The organism is Bradyrhizobium sp. USDA 10063 (assembly GCF_054063735.1).
Window position 1 is genome coordinate 2,738,061 of the sequence record NZ_JBSSGP010000002.1, and the last position, 19,624, is coordinate 2,757,684.

The 19,624-nt window shown below is 63.0% G+C and carries 14 protein-coding genes; 9 read left to right on the forward strand and 5 right to left on the reverse strand.

The window, feature by feature from the left end:
* Positions 1 to 105 precede the first annotated feature (105 nt).
* Positions 106 to 615, reverse strand: coding sequence for a DUF4269 domain-containing protein (locus tag ACVJGD_RS15385; RefSeq protein WP_456635132.1), 510 nt, complete (start codon positions 613 to 615; stop codon positions 106 to 108).
* 201 nt (positions 616 to 816) lie between these two features.
* Between ACVJGD_RS15385 and ACVJGD_RS15390 the strand changes: the two genes are divergently transcribed.
* The 5 genes from ACVJGD_RS15390 to ACVJGD_RS15410 all read left to right on the forward strand — a co-directional run bounded on the left by ACVJGD_RS15390 (position 817) and on the right by ACVJGD_RS15410 (position 7,331).
* Positions 817 to 1,560 carry an SDR family oxidoreductase gene (locus tag ACVJGD_RS15390; RefSeq protein ID WP_456635133.1) on the forward strand — a complete coding sequence of 248 codons (744 nt, stop codon included), beginning with the start codon at positions 817 to 819 and terminating at the stop codon, positions 1,558 to 1,560.
* Between the two features lie 147 nt (positions 1,561 to 1,707).
* Positions 1,708 to 2,379, forward strand: a complete 672-nt coding sequence (locus tag ACVJGD_RS15395) for a hypothetical protein (protein ID WP_456635134.1) — start codon at positions 1,708 to 1,710, stop codon at positions 2,377 to 2,379.
* A gap of 283 nt (positions 2,380 to 2,662) precedes the next feature.
* The gene (locus ACVJGD_RS15400; RefSeq protein WP_456635135.1) at positions 2,663 to 4,462 is read left to right on the forward strand and encodes an FAD-dependent oxidoreductase; all 1,800 of its coding nucleotides are present in this window, start codon (positions 2,663 to 2,665) and stop codon (positions 4,460 to 4,462) included.
* Positions 4,432 to 6,279: a 2-oxoacid:acceptor oxidoreductase subunit alpha gene (locus ACVJGD_RS15405; protein WP_456635136.1), complete on the forward strand. Its 1,848-nt coding sequence runs from the start codon at positions 4,432 to 4,434 to the stop codon at positions 6,277 to 6,279. Before ACVJGD_RS15400 ends, ACVJGD_RS15405 begins: the two co-directional genes overlap by 31 nt.
* On the forward strand, positions 6,276 to 7,331 hold the full coding sequence (locus ACVJGD_RS15410; RefSeq protein WP_456635137.1) for a 2-oxoacid:ferredoxin oxidoreductase subunit beta: 1,056 nt from the start codon (positions 6,276 to 6,278) through the stop codon (positions 7,329 to 7,331). Before ACVJGD_RS15405 ends, ACVJGD_RS15410 begins: the two co-directional genes overlap by 4 nt.
* A gap of 149 nt (positions 7,332 to 7,480) precedes the next feature.
* On the opposite strand, the gene ACVJGD_RS15415 is transcribed toward ACVJGD_RS15410, so the two are convergent.
* From ACVJGD_RS15415 to ACVJGD_RS15430, 4 genes are all read right to left on the reverse strand, one after another.
* Positions 7,481 to 8,620 carry an ABC transporter substrate-binding protein gene (locus ACVJGD_RS15415; protein ID WP_456640260.1) on the reverse strand — a complete coding sequence of 380 codons (1,140 nt, stop codon included), beginning with the start codon at positions 8,618 to 8,620 and terminating at the stop codon, positions 7,481 to 7,483.
* 327 nt (positions 8,621 to 8,947) lie between these two features.
* Positions 8,948 to 10,495 (reverse strand): SpoVR family protein, encoded by a 1,548-nt coding sequence (locus tag ACVJGD_RS15420; protein WP_456635138.1) that lies wholly within the window; start codon positions 10,493 to 10,495, stop codon positions 8,948 to 8,950.
* Complete coding sequence (locus ACVJGD_RS15425) at positions 10,492 to 11,763, reverse strand: YeaH/YhbH family protein (RefSeq protein ID WP_456635139.1); 1,272 nt, start codon at positions 11,761 to 11,763, stop codon at positions 10,492 to 10,494. The genes ACVJGD_RS15420 and ACVJGD_RS15425 overlap by 4 nt, the downstream gene beginning before the upstream one ends.
* Before the next feature lie 18 nt (positions 11,764 to 11,781).
* On the reverse strand, positions 11,782 to 13,725 hold the full coding sequence (locus ACVJGD_RS15430; protein WP_456635140.1) for a PrkA family serine protein kinase: 1,944 nt from the start codon (positions 13,723 to 13,725) through the stop codon (positions 11,782 to 11,784).
* A 490-nt stretch (positions 13,726 to 14,215) separates the two neighbouring features.
* On the opposite strand from ACVJGD_RS15430, the gene ACVJGD_RS15435 reads away from it, so the two are divergent.
* From ACVJGD_RS15435 to gnd, 4 genes are all read left to right on the forward strand, one after another.
* Positions 14,216 to 14,836: a hypothetical protein gene (locus ACVJGD_RS15435; RefSeq protein WP_456640261.1), complete on the forward strand. Its 621-nt coding sequence runs from the start codon at positions 14,216 to 14,218 to the stop codon at positions 14,834 to 14,836.
* Positions 14,837 to 14,896: 60 nt separating this feature from the next.
* Positions 14,897 to 15,349, forward strand: coding sequence for a DsrE family protein (locus ACVJGD_RS15440; protein ID WP_456635141.1), 453 nt, complete (start codon positions 14,897 to 14,899; stop codon positions 15,347 to 15,349).
* 211 nt (positions 15,350 to 15,560) lie between these two features.
* Positions 15,561 to 18,407: a bifunctional transaldolase/phosoglucose isomerase gene (locus ACVJGD_RS15445; RefSeq protein WP_456635142.1), complete on the forward strand. Its 2,847-nt coding sequence runs from the start codon at positions 15,561 to 15,563 to the stop codon at positions 18,405 to 18,407.
* A 214-nt stretch (positions 18,408 to 18,621) separates the two neighbouring features.
* Positions 18,622 to 19,614 (forward strand): phosphogluconate dehydrogenase (NAD(+)-dependent, decarboxylating), encoded by a 993-nt coding sequence (gene gnd / locus ACVJGD_RS15450; protein ID WP_456635143.1) that lies wholly within the window; start codon positions 18,622 to 18,624, stop codon positions 19,612 to 19,614.
* Positions 19,615 to 19,624: the final 10 nt, after the last annotated feature.

Consider the following 19,624-nt stretch of genomic DNA (forward strand, 5'->3'; position numbering starts at 1 on the left):
GCCATCCTCAGTCGCCGAAGCATGCGACATCGGTCTGACAAGGGCGATGGAATTTGAGTTACAGTGGTAACAGAGCGGTTCACCAGCGGCGCGTCGGACGATTACTCACAATGAGTTCAGCCGAGCGCGCAACTGAACGTCGGTCTCGGAAGCGAGTTCAAGCAGACCGCGATAAGGATCGCCCGCTATCCCAAGAACCGCTGCGAAAGCAGGCTCTGTTTTGATTCCCAGCGACCGTTGCCGAAGGACAGCCTTCCGGAGACGTCCGTCGTCGAGGTCAAGCAATCTTTTTTCGATCTCAAAATGCAACCAGCCGTGCTGCTGATCTACCGGCCTTGGATCCCCGAACACCTCGAAGGGCCACCCGCTCCATTCGAAGCGAGCGACCACCGGTCGTCCCGAGGAGGTCCATTGATAGAGACGGAAGCCATTGCAGGATCGGTATTGCTTCCAGATCGCCTCGGCAAAGGCGAAGGGGTCAAATGCGTGGCAGACGATGTCGATATCGCTTCCTGGCACGGAAAGCGCCAGGGGAAGAGTCCCGACGACCCGCGGGTCGAACGCACGGAGTGCATCCAACACACCTGACTTGTTGATCGCAGCTTCGTATTCCATTGTTGCTCGCCGAGACACGAACCGCCGCCGCCTCGGCTCTCATCCTTTCCGGATCGGCATTCGCAGTACCACATTTCAGTCGATCTTCTTCCTCCCGAGAGTTGCTGGACGTAGCGGCTCATGAGATATTTGCCTTCCTGTTGGCGAGTTGTCCCCGCCGTCAATCCGGATCTCGCCTTCGTCAAACGCTGAGGGATAGCCATGAAGATCATCGTCATTGGTGGCACCGGACTGATCGGATCGAAGCTGGTTGCAAAGCTCAGCCAAAAGGGACACGAGGCCGTGCCGGCCTCTCCGCGGTCGGGCGTGAACGCGCTGACGGGAGAAGGGCTCGCTGCCGCGCTCACCGGAGCGCAGGTCGTCGTCGACGTTTCCAATTCGCCATCCTGGGAACCTGCCGCAGTGCTCGACTTCTTCGAGCGTTCCACCAGCAATCTCCTTGCTGCCGAAACCGCGGCCGGCGTGACGCATCACATTGCGCTATCAATTGTCGGGACCGACCGCTCGCCGGATATCGCCTATTTTCGTGCCAAGGTCGCGCAGGAAAACTTGGTCAAATCTTCCGGCGTCCCCTACACCATCGTACGCGCGACCCAGTTCTTCGAATTCCTGAGCGCCATCGCCGAAGCGGGAGCGATCGGGAACAGGATTGTCGTTCCAACGGCAATGTTTCAGCCAGTCGCGGCCGACGATATCGTTGACTACCTCGCAGGGGCTGCGACCGGGCAGCCGCTGAACGGCACGGTGGATATTGCAGGCCCGGACAAGGCGCCCTTCAATGAATTCATTGCGCGCCGCCTGAAGGCATCAGGCGACAGACGATCTGTTATCGGCGATCCGACTGCACAGTATTACGGCGCGCCGATCGACGATGCCTCCCTGACGCCCAGCGGGAAAGCGTGGCTTGGACCAACCCATCTGGAAACATGGCTCGCGAAAGCCTAGCGTCGGCCGATGAGACGTATCCCGGCATGCCGGCGGCCATGCCGCTGCTGCTGGATAGCCGGTCTTGAACGCGCCTAGTCAAGCTCGCTGATTTACGAGTACACCCTCCGGACACTCGTCGCTGCAATTCGCATCTGGAGAATACGAATGCCCTTGGCCGGAAAAGGCATGCTGCTGACGTCGATGGATATCGATCCCGCCGACGAGGCCGATTTCAATCGCTGGTATGACCGCGAGCATCTCGAGGAACGCGTCGCCATCGATGGCTTCCTGGAAGCGCGTCGCTACGTCGCAGATGAGGGAAAGCCGAAATATCTGAGCCTCTACTCAACGGCGACCTTCGAGGTGTTGGACAGTCCGGCCTACCGCACTGCACTCGCCAACCAGACCGCATGGTCCAAGGCCAACATCGCACGCTTCAAGAACATGATCCGCGGCGTCGCTCGTATCACCATCAGCCGGGGCACCGGCCGCGGCGCCGCGCTCGGCATCATCCGGCTTCGTCCGCCCGGCGACGGCAAAGAGAGACTGCGCGAAGCGCTGCGGGACCAACTCGATCCCGCCAAGCTCGATGGGATCATCTCCATCCACCTGATCGAAAACGACCCTGCTTTGTCGAAGCCGCTGACATCAGATGGGTCGGATGCCGCCCCAGGCGCCGGCGACTGGTTCGTGCTGATCGACGCCACCGATGTAGAGGCAGTCCCCACGGCTGCTGCACTGGTGACTGACAACGCCGCCTACAAGCCGCTGGTGGTCTCCAGCGGCACGTACAGACTGATGTGGGACCTCGCCAAGGGCGACCTGCCCCGCGCTTGATCGGCGTTGGCGGCGCCGCGAATTGCTGCACTGCCGCATAAAATTTTCATAGAGCCCAACGGCAGACGCGTAGCTGCTAACCGCGAATGCCTGATGTCGCGCAGAATTGCCTTGTGTGACCGATCTGGAATGGCTCTAATAAGAGACAGCTATGATGCAATTGGAAAACCAGAAGAATGCCCGTCCGTTGGGCGTTCGCAGGCAAAAGATAAGGCCGCGCATCTGACTTGGGCTCTGCCTTTGACTTGGGCTCTGCTTTGGGTTCCGCGCGGATAAGGTAGGAATGAAACCGACTGATATCTCGGCGCCGGACTACTTTCACAAAGTCGTCGACTGCCAATGGGCCTGCCCCGCACACACACCGGTTCCTGAGTATATCCGTTTGATTGCCGAAGGGCGTTACAGCGACGCCTACATGATCAATTGGAAATCCAACGTGTTCCCCGGCATTCTGGGGCGCACGTGCGATCGTCCATGCGAGCCGGCGTGCCGCCGCGGCCGCGTCGAGGAAAATCCGGTCGCGATCTGCCGCCTGAAGCGCGTCGCCGCTGACTTCAAGGACGACATCAAGCATCGTCTGCCACGGCCCGGGCCGAAGAACGGCAAGCGCATCGCGCTGGTCGGCGGCGGCCCGGCTTCGCTCACGGTCGCGCGCGATCTCGCGCCGCTCGGCTATCACTGCACCGTGTTCGATTCCGACCCCAAGGCCGGCGGCATGATGCGGAGCCAGATCCCGAAATTCCGCCTGCCGGATTCCGTGATCGACGAGGAGACCGACTACATCCTCAATCTCGGCATCGAGTTCAAGGGCGGCCATCGCATCGACAGCCTGAAGAAGCTCCTCGCTGAGAACTATGACGCGATCTTCGTCGGCTCCGGTGCGCCGCGTGGCCGCGAGCTCGACATTCCCGGCCGCAAGGAGGCAGGCGCCAACATCCACATCGGCATCGAATGGCTGGCATCGGTGTCGTTCGGCCACGTCGAAAAAATCGGCCGCCGCGTGATCGTGCTCGGCGGCGGCAACACGGCGATGGATTGCTGCCGCACCGCGCGCCGCCTCGGCGGGGCGGACGTGAAGGTCGTCGTCCGCTCCGGCTTCGACGAGATGAAGGCCTCTCCCTGGGAGAAGGAAGACGCGCTTCATGAGGACATCCCGATCCTCAATTACATGGTGCCGATCGCCTTCATCCACGACAACGGCAAGCTCACCGGCGTCACCTTCCAGAAGGTGAAGGCCGAATACGACGCCAAGGGCCGCCGGAATCTGGTGCCGTCGGGCGAGCCCGACGAGACCGTGGCCTGCGACGACGTGCTGGTCGCGGTCGGCCAGGAAAACGCCTTCCCCTGGATCGAGGCCGATTGCGGCATCGAATTCGACAAATGGCACATGCCGAAGGTCGATCCGACGACCTTCGCTTCCACCAATCCAAAAGTGTTCTTCGGCGGCGATGCCGCGTTCGGCCCGAAGAACATCATCTGGGCAGTGGCGCATGGCCATGACGCAGCGCTGTCGATCCACAAGATGCTGTCCGGCGAAGACATCAACGAACGCCCGCTGCCCGAGGTGCACGTCACCTCGCAGAAGATGGGCATCCATGAGTGGAGCTACGACAACGACATCTCCACCGAGAAGCGCTTCAAGGTGCCGCATCGCGACAAGGTGATCGCGCTGAAGGACATCCGCGCAGAAGTCGAACTCGGCTACGACCTCAAGCTCGCGCTGGGCGAAGCCGAGCGCTGCCTGAACTGCGACGTGCAGACGGTGTTCACCGCACCGCTCTGCATCGAATGCGACGCCTGCGTCGACATCTGCCCGATGGATTGCATCACCTTCACCGAGAACGGCGAGGAAGACGATCTGCGGCAGCGGCTGAAGGCGCCCTCGCCGCATCACGACCAGGCCCTCTATATCGCCGACGGGCTGAAGACCGGCCGCGTCATGGCGAAGGACGAAGACGTCTGCCTGCATTGCGGCCTGTGCGCCGAGCGCTGTCCGACCGGCGCCTGGGACATGCAGAAATACCTCATCGATATGGTTCACGCGGGATCAACATGTCAGTCCAAAGCCCGATCAGCAGCGTAAACGACTTCGTCGTCCGCTTCGCCAACGTCAACGGCTCGGGTTCGGCGAGCGCCAACGAACTGTTCGCACGTGCGATCCTGCGTCACGGCGTGCCGGTCTCCCCGCGCAACATCTTCCCCTCCAACATCCAGGGCCTGCCGACCTGGTATGAGGTGCGGGTGACCGAAGCCGGCCATCTCGGCGCCCGCGGCGGCGTCGACATGATGGTGGCGATGAACCCGCAGACCTGGGACAAGGACGTCGCCTCGATCGAGCCCGGCGGCTATCTGTTCTATGATTCCACCAAGCCGATGCCGTCGTCGAAATTCCGCGCCGACATCACCGTGATCGGCGTGCCGCTGACCGCGATCACCAACTCGACCTATACCGATCCGCGGCAGCGCCAACTGTTCAAGAACATCATCTATCTCGGCGCGCTGTCCGCGCTGCTGGAGATGGATCCGAAGCTGATCGAGCAACTGATCGGCGAGCAGTACAAGGGCAAGGAGAAGCTGCTCTCCTCCAACGTCCACGCGCTGCATCTCGGCCGCGACTGGGCGTTGCAGAACCTGAAATGCCCGATCGGGCTCAGGGTGAAGAAGGCCGACAAGGTCGGCGACCGCATCTTTGTGGAAGGCAACAGCGCAGCCGCGCTCGGCGCGGTCTATGGCGGCGCCACGGTGTGCGCGTGGTACCCGATCACGCCGTCGTCCTCGCTGGCCGACGCCTTCACGAGCCACTGCAAGAGGCTGCGGCACGATCCGGAGACCGGCAAGGCCAAATATGCCATCGTGCAGGGCGAAGACGAGCTTGCGTCGATCGGCATCGTGATCGGCGCCTCCTGGAACGGCGCGCGCGCCTTCACCGCGACCTCCGGCCCCGGCATCTCGCTGATGACGGAGTTCATCGGCCTGTCCTACTTCGCCGAGATTCCGGCCGTGATCATGAACGTGCAGCGCGCCGGCCCTTCGACCGGCATGCCGACGCGCACCCAGCAATGCGACATCATCGCCTGCGCCTATGCTTCGCATGGCGACACCAAGCATGTGCTGCTGTTCCCGGAAGATCCGGCGGAGGCCTTCGAGTTTGCCGCGACCGCCTTCGATCTTGCCGAGCGGCTGCAGACCGTGATCTTCGTGATGCTCGATCTCGATATCGGCATGAACCACCGGCTGTGCCGGCCGCTCCGCTGGGACGACGCGCGGCAATATGACCGCGGCAAGGTGATGACCGCTTCGATGCTGGAAGAAGGCCGCGATTTCGGCCGCTATCTTGACGTCGACGGCGACGGCATCCCGTACCGCACCTATCCCGGCACCCATCCGACCAAGGGCTCGTATTTCACCCGCGGCACCTCGCGCGACCGCTATGCGCGCTACTCGGAGGAAGGCCCGGTTTACGCCGACAACATGCAGCGCCTGGTGCGCAAGTTCGAGACGGCGCAGGACCTGGTGCCGCGGCCGCTGCAGGCCAATGCGGCCAAGCCGACCAAATATGGCGTGATCTATTTCGGCTCGACTGCGCCTGCGATGGACGAAGCGATCGAGATACTGGAAGCGCGCGGCCATCAGCTCGACCGGCTGCGCATCCGCGCCTTCCCGTTCCATTCCAGCGTCGCGAGCTTCATCGCCGACCATGATTTCGTTTACGTCGTCGAACAGAACCGCGACGCCCAGCTCCGGCAGTTGATCGTCAACGAGAACGGCATCGACCCGGTGCGGCTGGTGCCGATCCTGCATTATGACGGCACGCCGATCACCGCGCGCTTCATCGCGAACGCGATCGGCGACCACCAGGACCATCTCAAGGTGACCCCTCTGCGCAAGGCCGTGTCATGACCTACATCGCAAAGCCGAAATTCCATCATCCCGGCCTCAAGAAGAACGAGCTCGGCTATACCCACCGCGACTACGAGGGCAAGATCTCGACGCTGTGCGCCGGCTGCGGCCACGACTCGATCACGGCGTCGATCATCGAGGCCTGCTTCGAGCTCTCGATCGAGCCGCACCGGGTGGCGAAGATTTCGGGGATCGGCTGCTCCTCGAAGACGCCGGACTATTTCCTCGGCAATTCGCACGGCTTCAATTCGGTGCATGGGCGCATGCCGTCGGTCCTGACCGGCGCCAACCTCGCCAACCGCGACCTGATCTATCTCGGCGTGTCCGGCGACGGCGATTCTGCTTCGATCGGCTTCGGCCAGTTCGCGCATTCGATCCGCCGCGGCGTCAACATGACCTATATCGTGGAGAACAACGGCGTCTACGGGCTGACCAAAGGTCAATTCTCGGCGACCGCCGATCGCGGCTCGAAGTCCAAGAAGGGCGTGGTCAACACCGACAACGCCATCGACCTGGTCGCGATCGCGCTGCAGTTAGGGGCGACCTTCGTGGCGCGGAGCTTCTCCGGCGACAAGACCCAGCTCGTGCCGCTGATTGCGGCCGCGATCCAGCACAAGGGCGCGTCCTTCATCGACGTCATCAGCCCCTGCATCGCCTTCAACAATCACGCCGGCTCGACCAAGAGTTTCGACTATGTCCGCGAGCACAATGATGCCGTGAACCGGCTCGACGTGCTGGTCGGCCGCGAGCCGATCCACGTCGACTATGCGCCCGGCACCGTGCAGGTCGTGGAGCAGCACGACGGCTCGCGGATCGCGCTGCGCAAGCTCGATGCCGATTACGATCCGCACGACCGGCTGGGCGCGATGACTTTCCTGCAGAAGCACGCCGCCAAGGGCCAGATCGTCACCGGGCTGTTGTACGTCGATCCGGAAGCCGAGGACCTCCACGCCCATCTCAACACGGTGGACACCCCGCTCAATACGCTGGACGCGAAGGCACTCTGCCCCGGCTCCGCCGCGCTGGACAAGATCAACGCCAGCCTGCGCTGAGGCTGGGCTCCCTCTCCCGCTTGCGGGAGAGGGCTGGGGTGAGGGTGTCTCCGCGAAAAAGACTGCCCCCGTGTGGAGAGAGCCCTCACCCGGCGCCTACGGCGCCGACCTCTCCCGCAAGCGGGAGAGGTGAGACGAGCGCGCCGCCCTCACTTGTCGCTCAGCACGTCGCCGAACAGGACCCATGATTTGCCGTCGAACCGTGCCATCTGGATTTGCCTGATCGGCGTGACGTTGGTCGGTTCGGTCGTCACCTTGATGCCCGGCAGCAGCATTGGCAGTTCGAGCCCGTTGAGGTTGCTGGCCTGCTTGATGATGTTGTCGCGGCTGAGATCGTCCTTGCAGTTCTTCAGCACCGCGGCCATTACGCCGGCGACCGTATAGCCCTGCACGTTGAAGAGGTCGCCGGGGCTCGCATTGGGCTGATACTTCTTCATCCAGGCCGAGAATTCCTTCTGCGCGGGATCGTCGGCCCAGCGCGGATCGGTCGGATCCTTCAGGTAGAGGCCGGTGACGACACCGACCACGTTCTCCAGGCCGGCCGGTTCGAGCACGGCGGACACCGAATTGGAGACGGTCGGCAGGATGATCAGCGGCTTCCAGCCCATGCCGGCGGCCTTGCGCAGCGCTTGCGCTGCGAATTTCGGCGTCGCCTCGGCGAAGAACACGTCTGCGCCGGATTCGCGCATCGATACCATCTGTGAGTCGATCGTGGGATCGCTGGTCAGATAGGTCGTCTCCGACACGATCTGGCCGGCATGCTCGCCGAGCCCTTCCTTGAAACCTTTCAGATAATCCTTGCCGGCGTCTTCGTTCGGCGTGATCACGGCGATCTTGGCGTCCGGCTTGGTCTTCAGAATGTATTTGGCGTAGAGCCTGCCTTCGAGCTCGTAGGTCGGGTTGAAGCCGACGGTCCAGGGAAACTGCTTCGGGTCGTTCCACCGCGTCGCGCCCGACGAGACGAAGAGCTGTGGCACGCGCTTGATGTTCAAATATTTCTGAATGGCGATGTTGGGCGCGGTGCCGACCGAACTGAACAGCGCCAGCACCTCGTCCTGCTCGACGAGCTTGCGTGTCTGCTCCACCGTCTTCGACGGCGAATAGGCATCGTCCAGGCTGTCGAATTCTATCTTGCGCCCGTTGATGCCGCCCTGGTCGTTCAGCATCTGGAAATAGGCGGCTTCCGCGCGCGCGATGGTGCTGTAGGCCGATGCGGGCCCGCTGTAAGGCGCGGTGTTTCCAAGCTTGATGGTGGTTTCGGCACTGAGCGAAGCGGAGATCGTCAGCATCGAGAGCGCGGCGGAGGCGAGAGCGCCCGCCAGACATTTGCGAGTTGTCACGGTCTATATCCTTTTTGGTTTTCTTGACCGCGCGCACCATACCAATCGCGAGAGCTGAGGCAATCGCGCAGGAATTTCCGCGTGCCGGCAATTCGGCAGCGTCGCGCTTCGCCTCTCCCGCTTGCGGGGGAGGTCGGCGCGTCAGCGCCGGGTGGGGGCTCTCTCCACTCAGAGAGTGTCCATTGCGGAGAGACCCCCACCCCAGCCCTCCCCCGCAAGCGGGAGAGGGAGCGCAGGATTCATCGTGGATGCAACTCGATCTAACTTCGTGGCGCGCTACGCTACGGCAGCCGGCAGGATGCGCGGGCTCACGACGTATTCCTTCAGCACCTTGTCGCTCGTATCGACCTCGGTGAGCACGACGTCGTAGCTCCAGAGATCGGCGAGGTGCTGCAGCACGCGCCGCGCATCGGTTTCAACCAGTTGTGATCCCTTGACGACGGTATGGCGCAGCATCAGCCGGCGGTCGCCTTCCAGGTCAACGTCGACGACCTCGATGTTGGGATCGATGAAGCCGACATCGTATTGCCGCGCCAGTTCGCGGCGCACGCGGCGATAGCCGCGCTCGTCGTGTATGGCATCGACGCGGATGCCGGCGGTCTCCGCGGGGTCATCATGCAGATGGAACAGGCGCAGGCGCCGCATCAGTCGCGGGCTCAGGAACTGGCCGATGAAGCTCTCGTCGCGATAGTTGGCCCAGACCTCGCGCAGCACGCCCATGACGTCGCCCCTGCCCGCGATGTCCGGAAACCATTCGCGGTCCTCGTCCTCCGGCTCGGTCACGATCCGCTCGATGTCCTGCATCATCGCAAAGCCGAGCGCATAGGGGTTGAAGCCGGAGAAGCGAGGATCGTCGAACTCCGGCTGGAACACGACGTTGGTGTGCGACTGCAGGAATTCGAGGAAGTTGCCGTCGGAGATGCGGCCCTGCTCGTGCAGGCGGTTCATGATGCGGTAATGGGTGTAGGTCGCGGTGCCCTCGTTCATCACCTTGGTCTGGCTCTGCGGGTAGAAATACTGCGCGATGTGGCGGACGATGCGCAGCACTTCACGCTGCCACGGCTGCAGCCGCGGCGCGGTCTTCTCCAGGAAGTACAGGATGTTTTCCTGCGGCAGGCCGAGCAGGATGCGGCGGCGCTCCGCGGTCAGCGCGGCCCTGGTCTTCGCCGGTCCGGTCGGCACCGTGCGCCAGAGATCGTTGAAGGCGCTCTCCTCGTGCGCGCGGCGCTCGCCGGCGCGCTTCTCCTCGGTGCGCAGGTCGAGCTTCTTCTTGCCGGGATAGCGGTCGATGCCGTGCGACATCAAGGCATGCGCGGCGTCGAGCGTATGCTCGACCGCCTGCCGGCCGTGGCGATCCTCGCAATGCGAGATATAGCCCTTGGCGAACTCGAGATAATCCAGGATGCCGTCGGCATCGGTCCACTGCCTGAACAGGTAGTTGTTCTTGAAGAAATGGTTGTGGCCGAACGCGGCATGCGCGATCACCAATGTCTGCATCGTCGCGGTATTTTCCTCCATCAGGTAGGAAATGCACGGCGACGAGTTGATCACGATCTCATAGGCAAGGCCCATGTATCCCTTGCGGTAGGACGCCTCCTGGAACGCGAAGTGCTTGCCGAACGACCAGTGCCTATAGAACAGCGGCATGCCAACCGACGAATAGGCATCCAGCATCTGCTCGGAAGTGATGACCTCGATCTGGTTGGGATAGACGTCGAGGCCCAGCTCCGACTTCGCGATCTCCTCGCAGGCATCGTGGACGCGCTGCAGCGTGCGGAAATCCCAATCCGCGCCCTCGAACAGCCGCTCACCTGTCATCGTCATGGCGTGGCCCTCTCCTGCTTGCCGCGACGCCTGAACAGATCCTGGAATACCGGGAAGATCTCGCTGCGTTCGCTCACCTTGCGCATTGCGAGCGGCGCGCCCTCGTTGCGCAGGCGCTCGTAAAGAGTCCAGAGCGAGGAGTCCGGCATGTCGAAGGTGTAGTTGGCCGCCTCGCCGACCTCGAGATAGGCAAAGAACTGGGTGACGGGGAGGATCTGCTCGGTGAGCAGCCGTCCGGTCAGGAGGCTGTCGGAGGTCATGTTGTCGCCGTCGGAAGCTTGCGCGGCGTAGATGTTCCAGTCAGCCGGACGAAACCGGGTGCGGACGATGTCGTGCATGGCCTGCAGCGCGCTCGACACCAGCGTGCCGCCGGAAGCAGGGCCGTGGAAGAACGTATCCTCGTCCACCTCCTCGGCGCGATCGGTGTGGCGGATGAACACGATCTCGACGTGGCGATAACGCCGCTTCAGGAACACGTAGAGCAGCATGTAGAACCGTTTTGCCAGGTCCTTCATGTGCTCCGACATCGAGCCCGACACGTCCATCAGGCAGAACATCACGGCTTGCGCCACCGGCTTCGGCACGGTCTCGAAACGCCGGTAGCGGATATCGATAGGATCGATGAACGGAATCCGTTTCGCCTTGGCCTTCAGCGCCTGGATCTGCGCCAGAAGTTCGGAGCGGCGCGGCTCATCGGCCTCCGCCGCCTCCGCCTCGAGCTCGGCGATCTGTTCCGGCCGCGGCCGGCGCAGCGCGACGCGACGCGCCAGCGCGAGCTTGACGGTGCGGCTCACGGAGATGTTCGCGGGCGAGCCCGACGTGGTGTAGCCGGCGCGGTGCAGGCCTTCGCTCTCCGCTTCCGCCAGCTTGCGCTTGGCGAGGTCGGGCAATTCCAGATCGTCGAGGAACAGATTGACGAACTCGTCGCGGCTCAGGACAAAGCGGAACGCGTCTTCGCTGTCGCCCTCGCCAGGCCCCGTTCCGCGGCCGCCGCCCTGGTTCGGACGCGGCAGGATATCGCCTTCGACGAACTTCTTGTTGCCGGGGAGCACCATGTCGCGCGTGCCGCCTTCGCGGCGAAAGCGCGGCTCATCCATGCCGTCGAGCGGTATGGTGACTTCACCGCCTTCCAGGACATCCTTGATGTCCCGGTCCTGCGACGTCTTCTTGACGGCTCCCTGAACCAGGGCCTTCGCGCGCCTCAAGAACCGCTGTCGGTTCTCAAGGCTCTTGCCGCCCGGATTAAGGCGCCGATCGACAATGTGCATCGTCACTTCGCATCCGCCTCAGCCAGCCTGCTTCACGCGCATATACCATTCGACGAGACGACGGACCTGGCGCTCGGTGTAACCGCGCTCCACCATCCGCGCGACGAAGTCGTCGTGCTTCTTCTCGGTTTCGCCGTCCTTCTTCGACCCGAACGAAATCACCGGGAGCAGATCCTCGACCTGCGAGAAGATCCGCTTCTCGATGACGTCGCGGACCTTTTCATAGGAGGTCCAGTTCGGGTTCTTGCCGCCATTATGCGCTCGCGACCGCAGCGAGAATTTGACGACCTCGTTGCGGAAATCCTTCGGGTTGGCGATACCCGCCGGCTTCTCGATCTTGGTCAGCTCCTGGTTCAGAAGCTCGCGGTTGAGCAACTGGCCGGTGTCGGGATCCTTGAAGTCCTGATCCTCGATCCAGGCGTCGGCGTAGTCGACGTAACGGTCGAACAGGTTCTGGCCGTAATCCGCGTAGGATTCGAGATAGGCCTTCTGGATCTCGTTGCCGATGAACTCCGCATAGCGCGGGGCGAGATCGGCCTTGATGAATTCGAGATAGCGTTTCTCGACTTCCTCGGGCAGTTGCTCGCGGCGGATCGAATGCTCGAGCACGTACATCAGGTGCACGGCGTCGGCCCCGACCTCTGTCGTGTCGTGGTTGAAGGTGGCAGCGAGCACCTTGAACGCGAAGCGCGTCGAGACGCCGTCCATGCCTTCGTCAACACCGGCGGCATCGCGATATTCCAGGACACTGCGCGCCTTTGGATCGGATTCCTTCAGGCTCTCGCCGTCATAGACCCGCATCTTCGCGAACAGCGTCGAGTTCTCGTGCCTGCGCAGGCGCGACATCACCGAGAAGCGCGCCAAGGTCTCCAGCGTCGCCGGCGCGCAAGGCGCGCTGGCAAGCTCGGAGCCCTGGATCAGCTTCTCGTAGATCTTCTGCTCCTCGGTGACCCGCAGGCAGTAAGGCACCTTGATGACGCAGATGCGGTCGATGAAGGCCTCATTGTTCTTGTTGGCCTTGAAGCTCTGCCATTCCGCCTCGTTCGAGTGTGCGAGGATGATGCCGCCGAACGGGATCGCGCCGATATTCTCGGTGCCGATATAGTTGCCTTCCTGCGTCGCCGTGAGCAGCGGATGCAGCATCTTGATCGGCGCCTTGAACATCTCGACGAATTCGAGGATGCCCTGGTTGGCGCGGTTGAGTCCGCCCGAATAGCTGTAGGCGTCGGGATCGTTCTGGGCGTAGGTCTCGAGCTTGCGGATATCGACCTTGCCGACCAGCGAGGAGATGTCCTGGTTGTTCTCGTCGCCCGGCTCGGTCTTGGAGACCGCGATCTGCCGCAGCCGCGACGGCTGGATCTTGGCGACGCGGAATTGCGAGATGTCGCCGCCGAAGGCCTCTAACCGCTTATAGCACCACGGGCTCATCAAGCCGGTGAGGCGCCGCTGCGGAATGCCGTACTTCTCCTCCAGCATTGGCCCGAGCTGATCCGGATCGAACAGGCTGAGCGGGCTTTCGAACACCGGGCTCAGTTCGTCGCCGGCCTTCAGCACGTAGATCGGATGCACTTCCATCAATGCCTTGAGCCGCTCGGCGAGCGATGACTTGCCGCCGCCGACCGGTCCGAGCAGATAGAGGATCTGCTTGCGCTCTTCCAGGCCTTGCGCGGCGTGACGGAAGAAGCCGACGAGCCGCTCGATCGTGTCTTCCATCCCGTAGAAGCCAGCGAACGCCGGATAGGTGCGCATCGTGCGGTTCATAAAGATGCGGCCAAGGCGAGGGTCCTTGGCCGTGTCGATCATCTGAGGCTCGCCGATCGCAGCCAGTAGTCGTTCTGCCGCATTCGCATATCGCATCGGATCAGTTCGACACGACTCGAGATATTCAGCCATCGACATATCGCTCTGGCTTCGAGCCTCGAACGACCTAGCGAAAGCGTTGAACAGAGAATCGTTGTACATGATCCCTCTCCACGATATGTTACGCCGCCGGAGAAGAACGAGCTGGATTGCCAGAGCGTTCCTCACTACGAATCACGGTCGGCATGCTGGAGCTATTGGACACTCGCCAGCCTCCCTTCCGCAATGCACGGCGCAAGCAGCCGCTGCCTTATCAACAAGCAGCCAGCCTAATAGTTCATCAAAAACGCGATTTGTCATTTACTTTCTTGGCCATGTAGCTGGTCCGCCACATCCGTGATTTTACCGGGATGCATCCCGGAGGACCCGACAAACACCAGCTTCCTGCCCTCAGCAAATGCCGTTCCGACCGCCTCTCGGCTGCCATCGCGTTGCTCCTTCACGCCCACGAACTGCCACAGGTTTGAACGCACCCGGCTTCTGCCGCGACTAAGTCAAACCAGTCTGCACATCGTGACGCGGCATCGTCGCCGCGCCGATCGAGGTGGCGCTTATCATTTCATATAGATCGCTTGCGTTCGCTGAACAGATCATGAAGCGTATTTTATTCTCCGTTCATCTAGTTGTCGTAGCTGCAATGCTCGCCGGAATTGGCCGCAGCCACGCCGAGGATGACGTCGACAGCGCCAAAGCCGCAGCTTTTGACAAAAGAATATTCGCAGCTTCGCTCGCCGAAAAGACCTACGCCTGCTTCGTGCGCCGTTATGACGCCAATCATCTGGCGCAACATCCGAAGCAGAAAGTGAGCGCGATGAAACTATTGGTGACGGCGGAGAATGCGCCGGAGGAAAAAACCACCGGCTACTCATTCCGCCTTGGAATTAAGTACCGTCACCGCACCGGCAATTTCGACTCCAGCGGCTTTTGCGGCCATGTCGTCACAGAGGACGCGAGCAACGAAATCCGTTTCGGCTGCGGCGTCGATTGTGAAGGTGGCGGCATCAATGTGGCACTGTCGAAAGACGACAAGTCTGCCATCATCCGCCTTGAGCGGATCAGGATTTGGGATCGCAACAAGCCGGACCAAGAGGCCGAAGACGCGCTCGTGGCCGGCGCCGACGACAAGATCTTTCGCGTCGATCGCGCTGACGCGGAAGAATGTGCCGAGCTTGTGACCGACCGCCGGGAACTCGCCGCCATCAGACACAAATGATGCGCTCGTGCGCCGGATAATACGCTTGTTGGCCAGCCAACTCAATTGAGGGAGGGTGCCATGCGTCGACGCAGCATCTTGTGGGGCGTGGTCTCGGCCTTGGGCGGCGCCCTTGCCGTCTCACGCGCCCGCGCCGCTGGCGAGGCACCGTCGCCTGCCGCCAAGCCGAAGGTGGTCTATCACCTGAGCGACCTCGAGAAGGTCAACTTTGTCCTCGGCAACATCCAGAACCATTTCGACGGCGTCGGCGGGCCTGCGAATGTTACCATTGCCCTGGTGATCCACGGCCCGGCGCTGCGCGCCTTTCATTCGGCCTCCGCCAACCCCGACCTGTCGCGGCGCGTCCGGGAGTTTTCCGGGGATGGCGTCGAGATCGCCGCCTGCGGCAACACCATGAAATCGCAGAATGTCAGCCTGAACGAGCTCCTTCCCGGCTTCGTGGTCGCCGACAAGGGCGGCGTCGTCCGCCTCGCCGAACTGCAGTCGCAGGGTTACCTCTATCTCAGGCCCTGAACGGTGCACCGCACCGTCATAAAATTGTTCAGAGTTCGCGGTTGCATCGGATCAAATCCGAGGGATCGAACGGGTCCGGGTGGAGTTGTCTCGTTTCGATGCGCATATTCCCCCTTGGCAGCCCTTTCCGCCCCGTGTTGACAATGCGGCCCTGCCCCAGAAAGCTGCTGGGGAACCCAACCACCGACCCGATCGAGCAGAAACAGGCATCATGAACCCCGTCAAAGCACTCGAAAACCACGGCCAATCGGTCTGGCTGGACTTTTTGGCCCGCGGCTTCGTCGCCAAGGGCGATCTCAAGACACTGATTGACGAGGACGGCGTCAAAGGCGTCACCTCCAACCCGTCGATCTTCGAGAAGGCGATCGGCAGTTCGGACGAATATGACGGGGCGATCGGCAATGCGCTGAAGAAGGGCGACCGCCCGGTCGCCGAACTGTTCGAGCATCTCGCGATCGAGGACATCCAGCACGCCGCCGACGTGCTGCGCCCCGTCTATGACCGGCTCGATGGCAAGGACGGTTTCGTCAGCCTCGAAGTGTCGCCCTATCTGGCGATGGACACCAGGGGGACCATCGCGGAAGCGCAGCGGCTCTGGAAGGAGGTGCGGCGCAAGAACCTGATGGTGAAGGTGCCGGCGACGCCGGAGGGCCTGCCCGCGATCGAGCACCTGATCGGCGAAGGCATCAGCATCAACATCACGCTCCTGTTCTCGCAAAAGGTCTATCGCGAGGTGGCGGAGGCCTATCTGAAGGGCCTGGAGAAATACGTTGGCGGCGGCGGCGACCCCTCGCACGTGGCGAGCGTGGCGAGCTTCTTCGTCAGCCGCATCGATACCGCCGTCGACAAGCAGCTCGATGAGAAGATCGCAAAGGCCAACGATCCCACCGAGAAGGAGCGGCTGGCGTCGCTGAAGGGCAAGGTTGCCATCGCCAACGCCAAGTTGGCGTATCGGGACTACAAGCAGATCTTCGCCGGTCCGCGCTGGGAAAAACTCCTGGCAAAGGGCGCCAAGCCGCAGCGGCTGCTGTGGGCCTCGACCGGCACCAAGAACAAGGAATACAGCGACGTCCTCTATGTCGAGGAGCTGATCGGCCCCGACACGGTCAATACCGTGCCGCCGGCGACGCTGGACGCCTTCCGTGACCACGGCAAGGTGCGCGACAGCCTCGAGGAGAACGTCGAGGACGCCCAGCGCGTGCTCGATGAGCTGGAGAAGTCCGGCATCTCGCTGGACGCGATCACCGCCGAGCTGGTCAAGGACGGCGTCAGGCTGTTCGCCGATTCCGCCGACAAGCTCTATGGCGCCGTCGCGTTCAAGCGCGCGACCTCGCTCGGCACCGGCCTCGACGGCCAGAAGCTCAAGGTCGGCGGCGAGCTTGCCAAGGCCATCGAAGAGAACACCGAGGAATGGCGTGCCTCGGCCAAGGTCCGCCGGCTCTGGCAAAAGGACAAGTCGGTCTGGACCGGCGAGGATGAGGACAAATGGCTGGGCTGGCTGACCAGCCCGGCCAAGGCCGACATCGCCGACTATGAGGATTTCGCCGAGCGCGTGAAGGGCCAGAAATTCACCGACGCGGTCGTGCTCGGCATGGGCGGCTCCAGCCTCGGGCCGGAGGTGCTGGCGGAGACCTTCGCCAAGAAGACCGATTTCCCCAAGCTGCACGTGCTCGATTCCACCGACCCGGCGCAGGTGCGGGCGATGGAAGCGGCGGTCGATATCTCCAGGACGCTGTTCATCGTATCCAGCAAGTCCGGCGGCACCACCGAGCCGAACGTGATGAAGGACTATTTCTTCGACCGCGTCTCCAAGGCGATCGGCGCCGCCAAGGCCGGCCACCGCTTCATCGCGGTGACCGATCCCGGCTCGTCGCTGGAGAAGACGGCGAAGCGCCAGGGCTTTGCCCGCATCTTCTACGGCGAGCCCACGATCGGCGGCCGCTACTCCGTGCTCTCCCCGTTCGGCCTGGTGCCGGCCGCGGCCGCCGGCCTCAATGTCCGCAGCCTGATCAAGCACACATTGTCGATGGTGCGCTCCTGCGGCGCCGACGTGCCGCCGCATGAGAACCCGGGCGTGCAGCTCGGGCTCGCGATGGGGCTCGCCGGCCTCGAAGGCCGCGACAAGGTGACGATCACGTCGTCCGGGAAGATCGCGGATTTCGGCGCCTGGGCCGAGCAGTTGATCGCCGAATCCACCGGCAAGGACGGCAAGGGCCTGATCCCGATCGACGGCGAGACGCTGGCCGAGCCGGCTACCTACGGCGACGACCGCTTCTTCATCGACCTTCGCACCGAGGGCGAGGACGACGCCGAGCATGACAGAAGGCTTGAGGCGCTGGAGCAGGCCGGCCATCCCGTAGCCCGCATCGTCCTGCCCTCGATCGACCATCTCGGCCAGGAGTTCTTCCGCTTCGAGATTGCGACCGCGGTCGCGGGCTCGGTGCTCGGCATCAACCCGTTCAACCAACCGGATGTCGAGGCGGCCAAGATCAAGACCCGCGAATTGACCGCAGCTTTCGAGAAAACCGGATCGCTGCCGGCCGAACAGCCGGTGGTCTCCACCGCGGAGGCCGATCTCTACACCGACGAGCACAACGCCGCCGAGCTGCGCAAGGCCGGGGCCGACGGCACGCTCGGCTCCTGGCTGAAGGCGCATTTGTCGCGCTCGCACCGGGGCGACTATGTCGCCCTGCTCGCCTATATCGAGCGCGACAAGGCCTTCATTGATGCACTGCAGAAGATGCGGCTTGCCGTGCGCGACGGCAAGCATCTCGCCACCTGTGCCGAGTTCGGCCCGCGCTTCCTGCACTCGACCGGCCAGGCCTACAAGGGCGGCCCCGACAGCGGCGTGTTCCTGCAGATCACCGCCGACGATGCCAAGGACCTGCCGGTGCCGGGGCAGAAGGCGAGCTTCGGCGTCATCAAGGCGGCGCAGGCGCGCGGCGATTTCGACGTATTGACCGAACGTGGCCGGCGCGCGTTGCGCGTCCATCTCAAGGGCGGACTGGGTCCGGCGCTTGCCACGCTGGACGCCGCGCTTAACGAAGCCCTCAACTAGAGCAGGATTGAGATTGGATCGGGTACCCGCCCAGGACGCAGCCCCGCCCCCTCTCCCGCTTGCGGGAGAGGGCTGGGGTGAGGGTGCTTCCGTAAAGGGACTATCCGTGGGGAGAGAGCCCTCACCCGCTGCGCCAAGAGCGCAGCGACCTCTCCCGCAAGCGGGAGAGGTAAGTAACCAACGGCGTCATGCTCAACAGTAAGGACGAAAGAACATGCAGCTCGGCATGATCGGCTTGGGGCGGATGGGCGGCAACATCGTCCGCCGCCTGATGGCGCACGGCCATACCGCCGTGGTCTACGACAAGGATCCGAAGGCAGTCGCCGCGCTCGCCGCCGACAATGCCTTAGGCTCCGCCTCGCTGGAGGAGTTCGTGCGCAAGCTGGAGCAGCCGCGCACCGCCTGGGTGATGCTGCCGGCCGGCAAGATCACCGAGGCGACGATCGACGCGCTGTCCAAATTGATGCAGCCGGGCGATACCATCATCGACGGCGGCAACACCTTCTGGCAGGACGACGTCCGCCGCGGACAGGCGCTGAAGGAGCGCGGCCTGCACTATGTCGACGTCGGCACCTCAGGCGGCATCTGGGGCATCGAGCGCGGGTACTGCATGATGATCGGCGGCGAGAAATCCGTGGTCGACCGGCTTGACCCGATCTTCAGCGCGCTCGCGCCCGGCGCCGGCGACATTCCGCGCACGCCGCAACGGGAGGGCCGCGATCCCCGCATCGAGCAGGGCTACATCCATGCCGGTCCCGTCGGCGCAGGGCATTTCGTCAAGATGATCCATAACGGCATCGAATACGGCCTGATGCAGGCCTATGCCGAAGGCTTCGACATCCTGAAGAACGCGAATAGCGAGGCGCTGCCACCGGACCACCGCTTCGATCTCGACATCGCCGATATCGCCGAGGTCTGGCGGCGCGGCAGCGTGATCCCGTCCTGGCTGCTCGATCTCACCGCGATCGCGCTGGCCGAGAACGCCACCCTCGATAATTATTCCGGCTTCGTCGAGGATTCCGGCGAAGGCCGCTGGACCGTCAACGCTGCGATCGACGAGGCGGTGCCTGCGGAAGTGCTGACGGCGGCGCTGTTTGCCCGCTTCCGCTCGCGCAAGGACCACACCTTCGCCGAGAAGGTTCTCTCCGCCATGCGCGCCGGTTTCGGCGGCCACCGGGAGCCGCCGCAAAGCGCCAAGAAGAGCTAGGGAAGGCTTA

Bases quoted from the DNA above. Each gene is read 5' to 3' on its own strand.
- ACVJGD_RS15385 (WP_456635132.1), bottom strand. From the start codon at position 615: ATGGAATACGAAGCTGCGATCAACAAGTCAGGTGTGTTGGATGCACTC.
- ACVJGD_RS15390 (WP_456635133.1), top strand. From the start codon at position 817: ATGAAGATCATCGTCATTGGTGGCACCGGACTGATCGGATCGAAGCTG.
- ACVJGD_RS15395 (WP_456635134.1), top strand. From the start codon at position 1,708: ATGCCCTTGGCCGGAAAAGGCATGCTGCTGACGTCGATGGATATCGAT.
- ACVJGD_RS15400 (WP_456635135.1), top strand. From the start codon at position 2,663: ATGAAACCGACTGATATCTCGGCGCCGGACTACTTTCACAAAGTCGTC.
- ACVJGD_RS15405 (WP_456635136.1), top strand. From the start codon at position 4,432: ATGTCAGTCCAAAGCCCGATCAGCAGCGTAAACGACTTCGTCGTCCGC.
- ACVJGD_RS15410 (WP_456635137.1), top strand. From the start codon at position 6,276: ATGACCTACATCGCAAAGCCGAAATTCCATCATCCCGGCCTCAAGAAG.
- ACVJGD_RS15415 (WP_456640260.1), bottom strand. From the start codon at position 8,620: ATGCTGACGATCTCCGCTTCGCTCAGTGCCGAAACCACCATCAAGCTT.
- ACVJGD_RS15420 (WP_456635138.1), bottom strand. From the start codon at position 10,495: ATGACGATGACAGGTGAGCGGCTGTTCGAGGGCGCGGATTGGGATTTC.
- ACVJGD_RS15425 (WP_456635139.1), bottom strand. From the start codon at position 11,763: ATGCACATTGTCGATCGGCGCCTTAATCCGGGCGGCAAGAGCCTTGAG.
- ACVJGD_RS15430 (WP_456635140.1), bottom strand. From the start codon at position 13,725: ATGTACAACGATTCTCTGTTCAACGCTTTCGCTAGGTCGTTCGAGGCT.
- ACVJGD_RS15435 (WP_456640261.1), top strand. From the start codon at position 14,216: ATGAAGCGTATTTTATTCTCCGTTCATCTAGTTGTCGTAGCTGCAATG.
- ACVJGD_RS15440 (WP_456635141.1), top strand. From the start codon at position 14,897: ATGCGTCGACGCAGCATCTTGTGGGGCGTGGTCTCGGCCTTGGGCGGC.
- ACVJGD_RS15445 (WP_456635142.1), top strand. From the start codon at position 15,561: ATGAACCCCGTCAAAGCACTCGAAAACCACGGCCAATCGGTCTGGCTG.
- gnd (WP_456635143.1), top strand. From the start codon at position 18,622: ATGCAGCTCGGCATGATCGGCTTGGGGCGGATGGGCGGCAACATCGTC.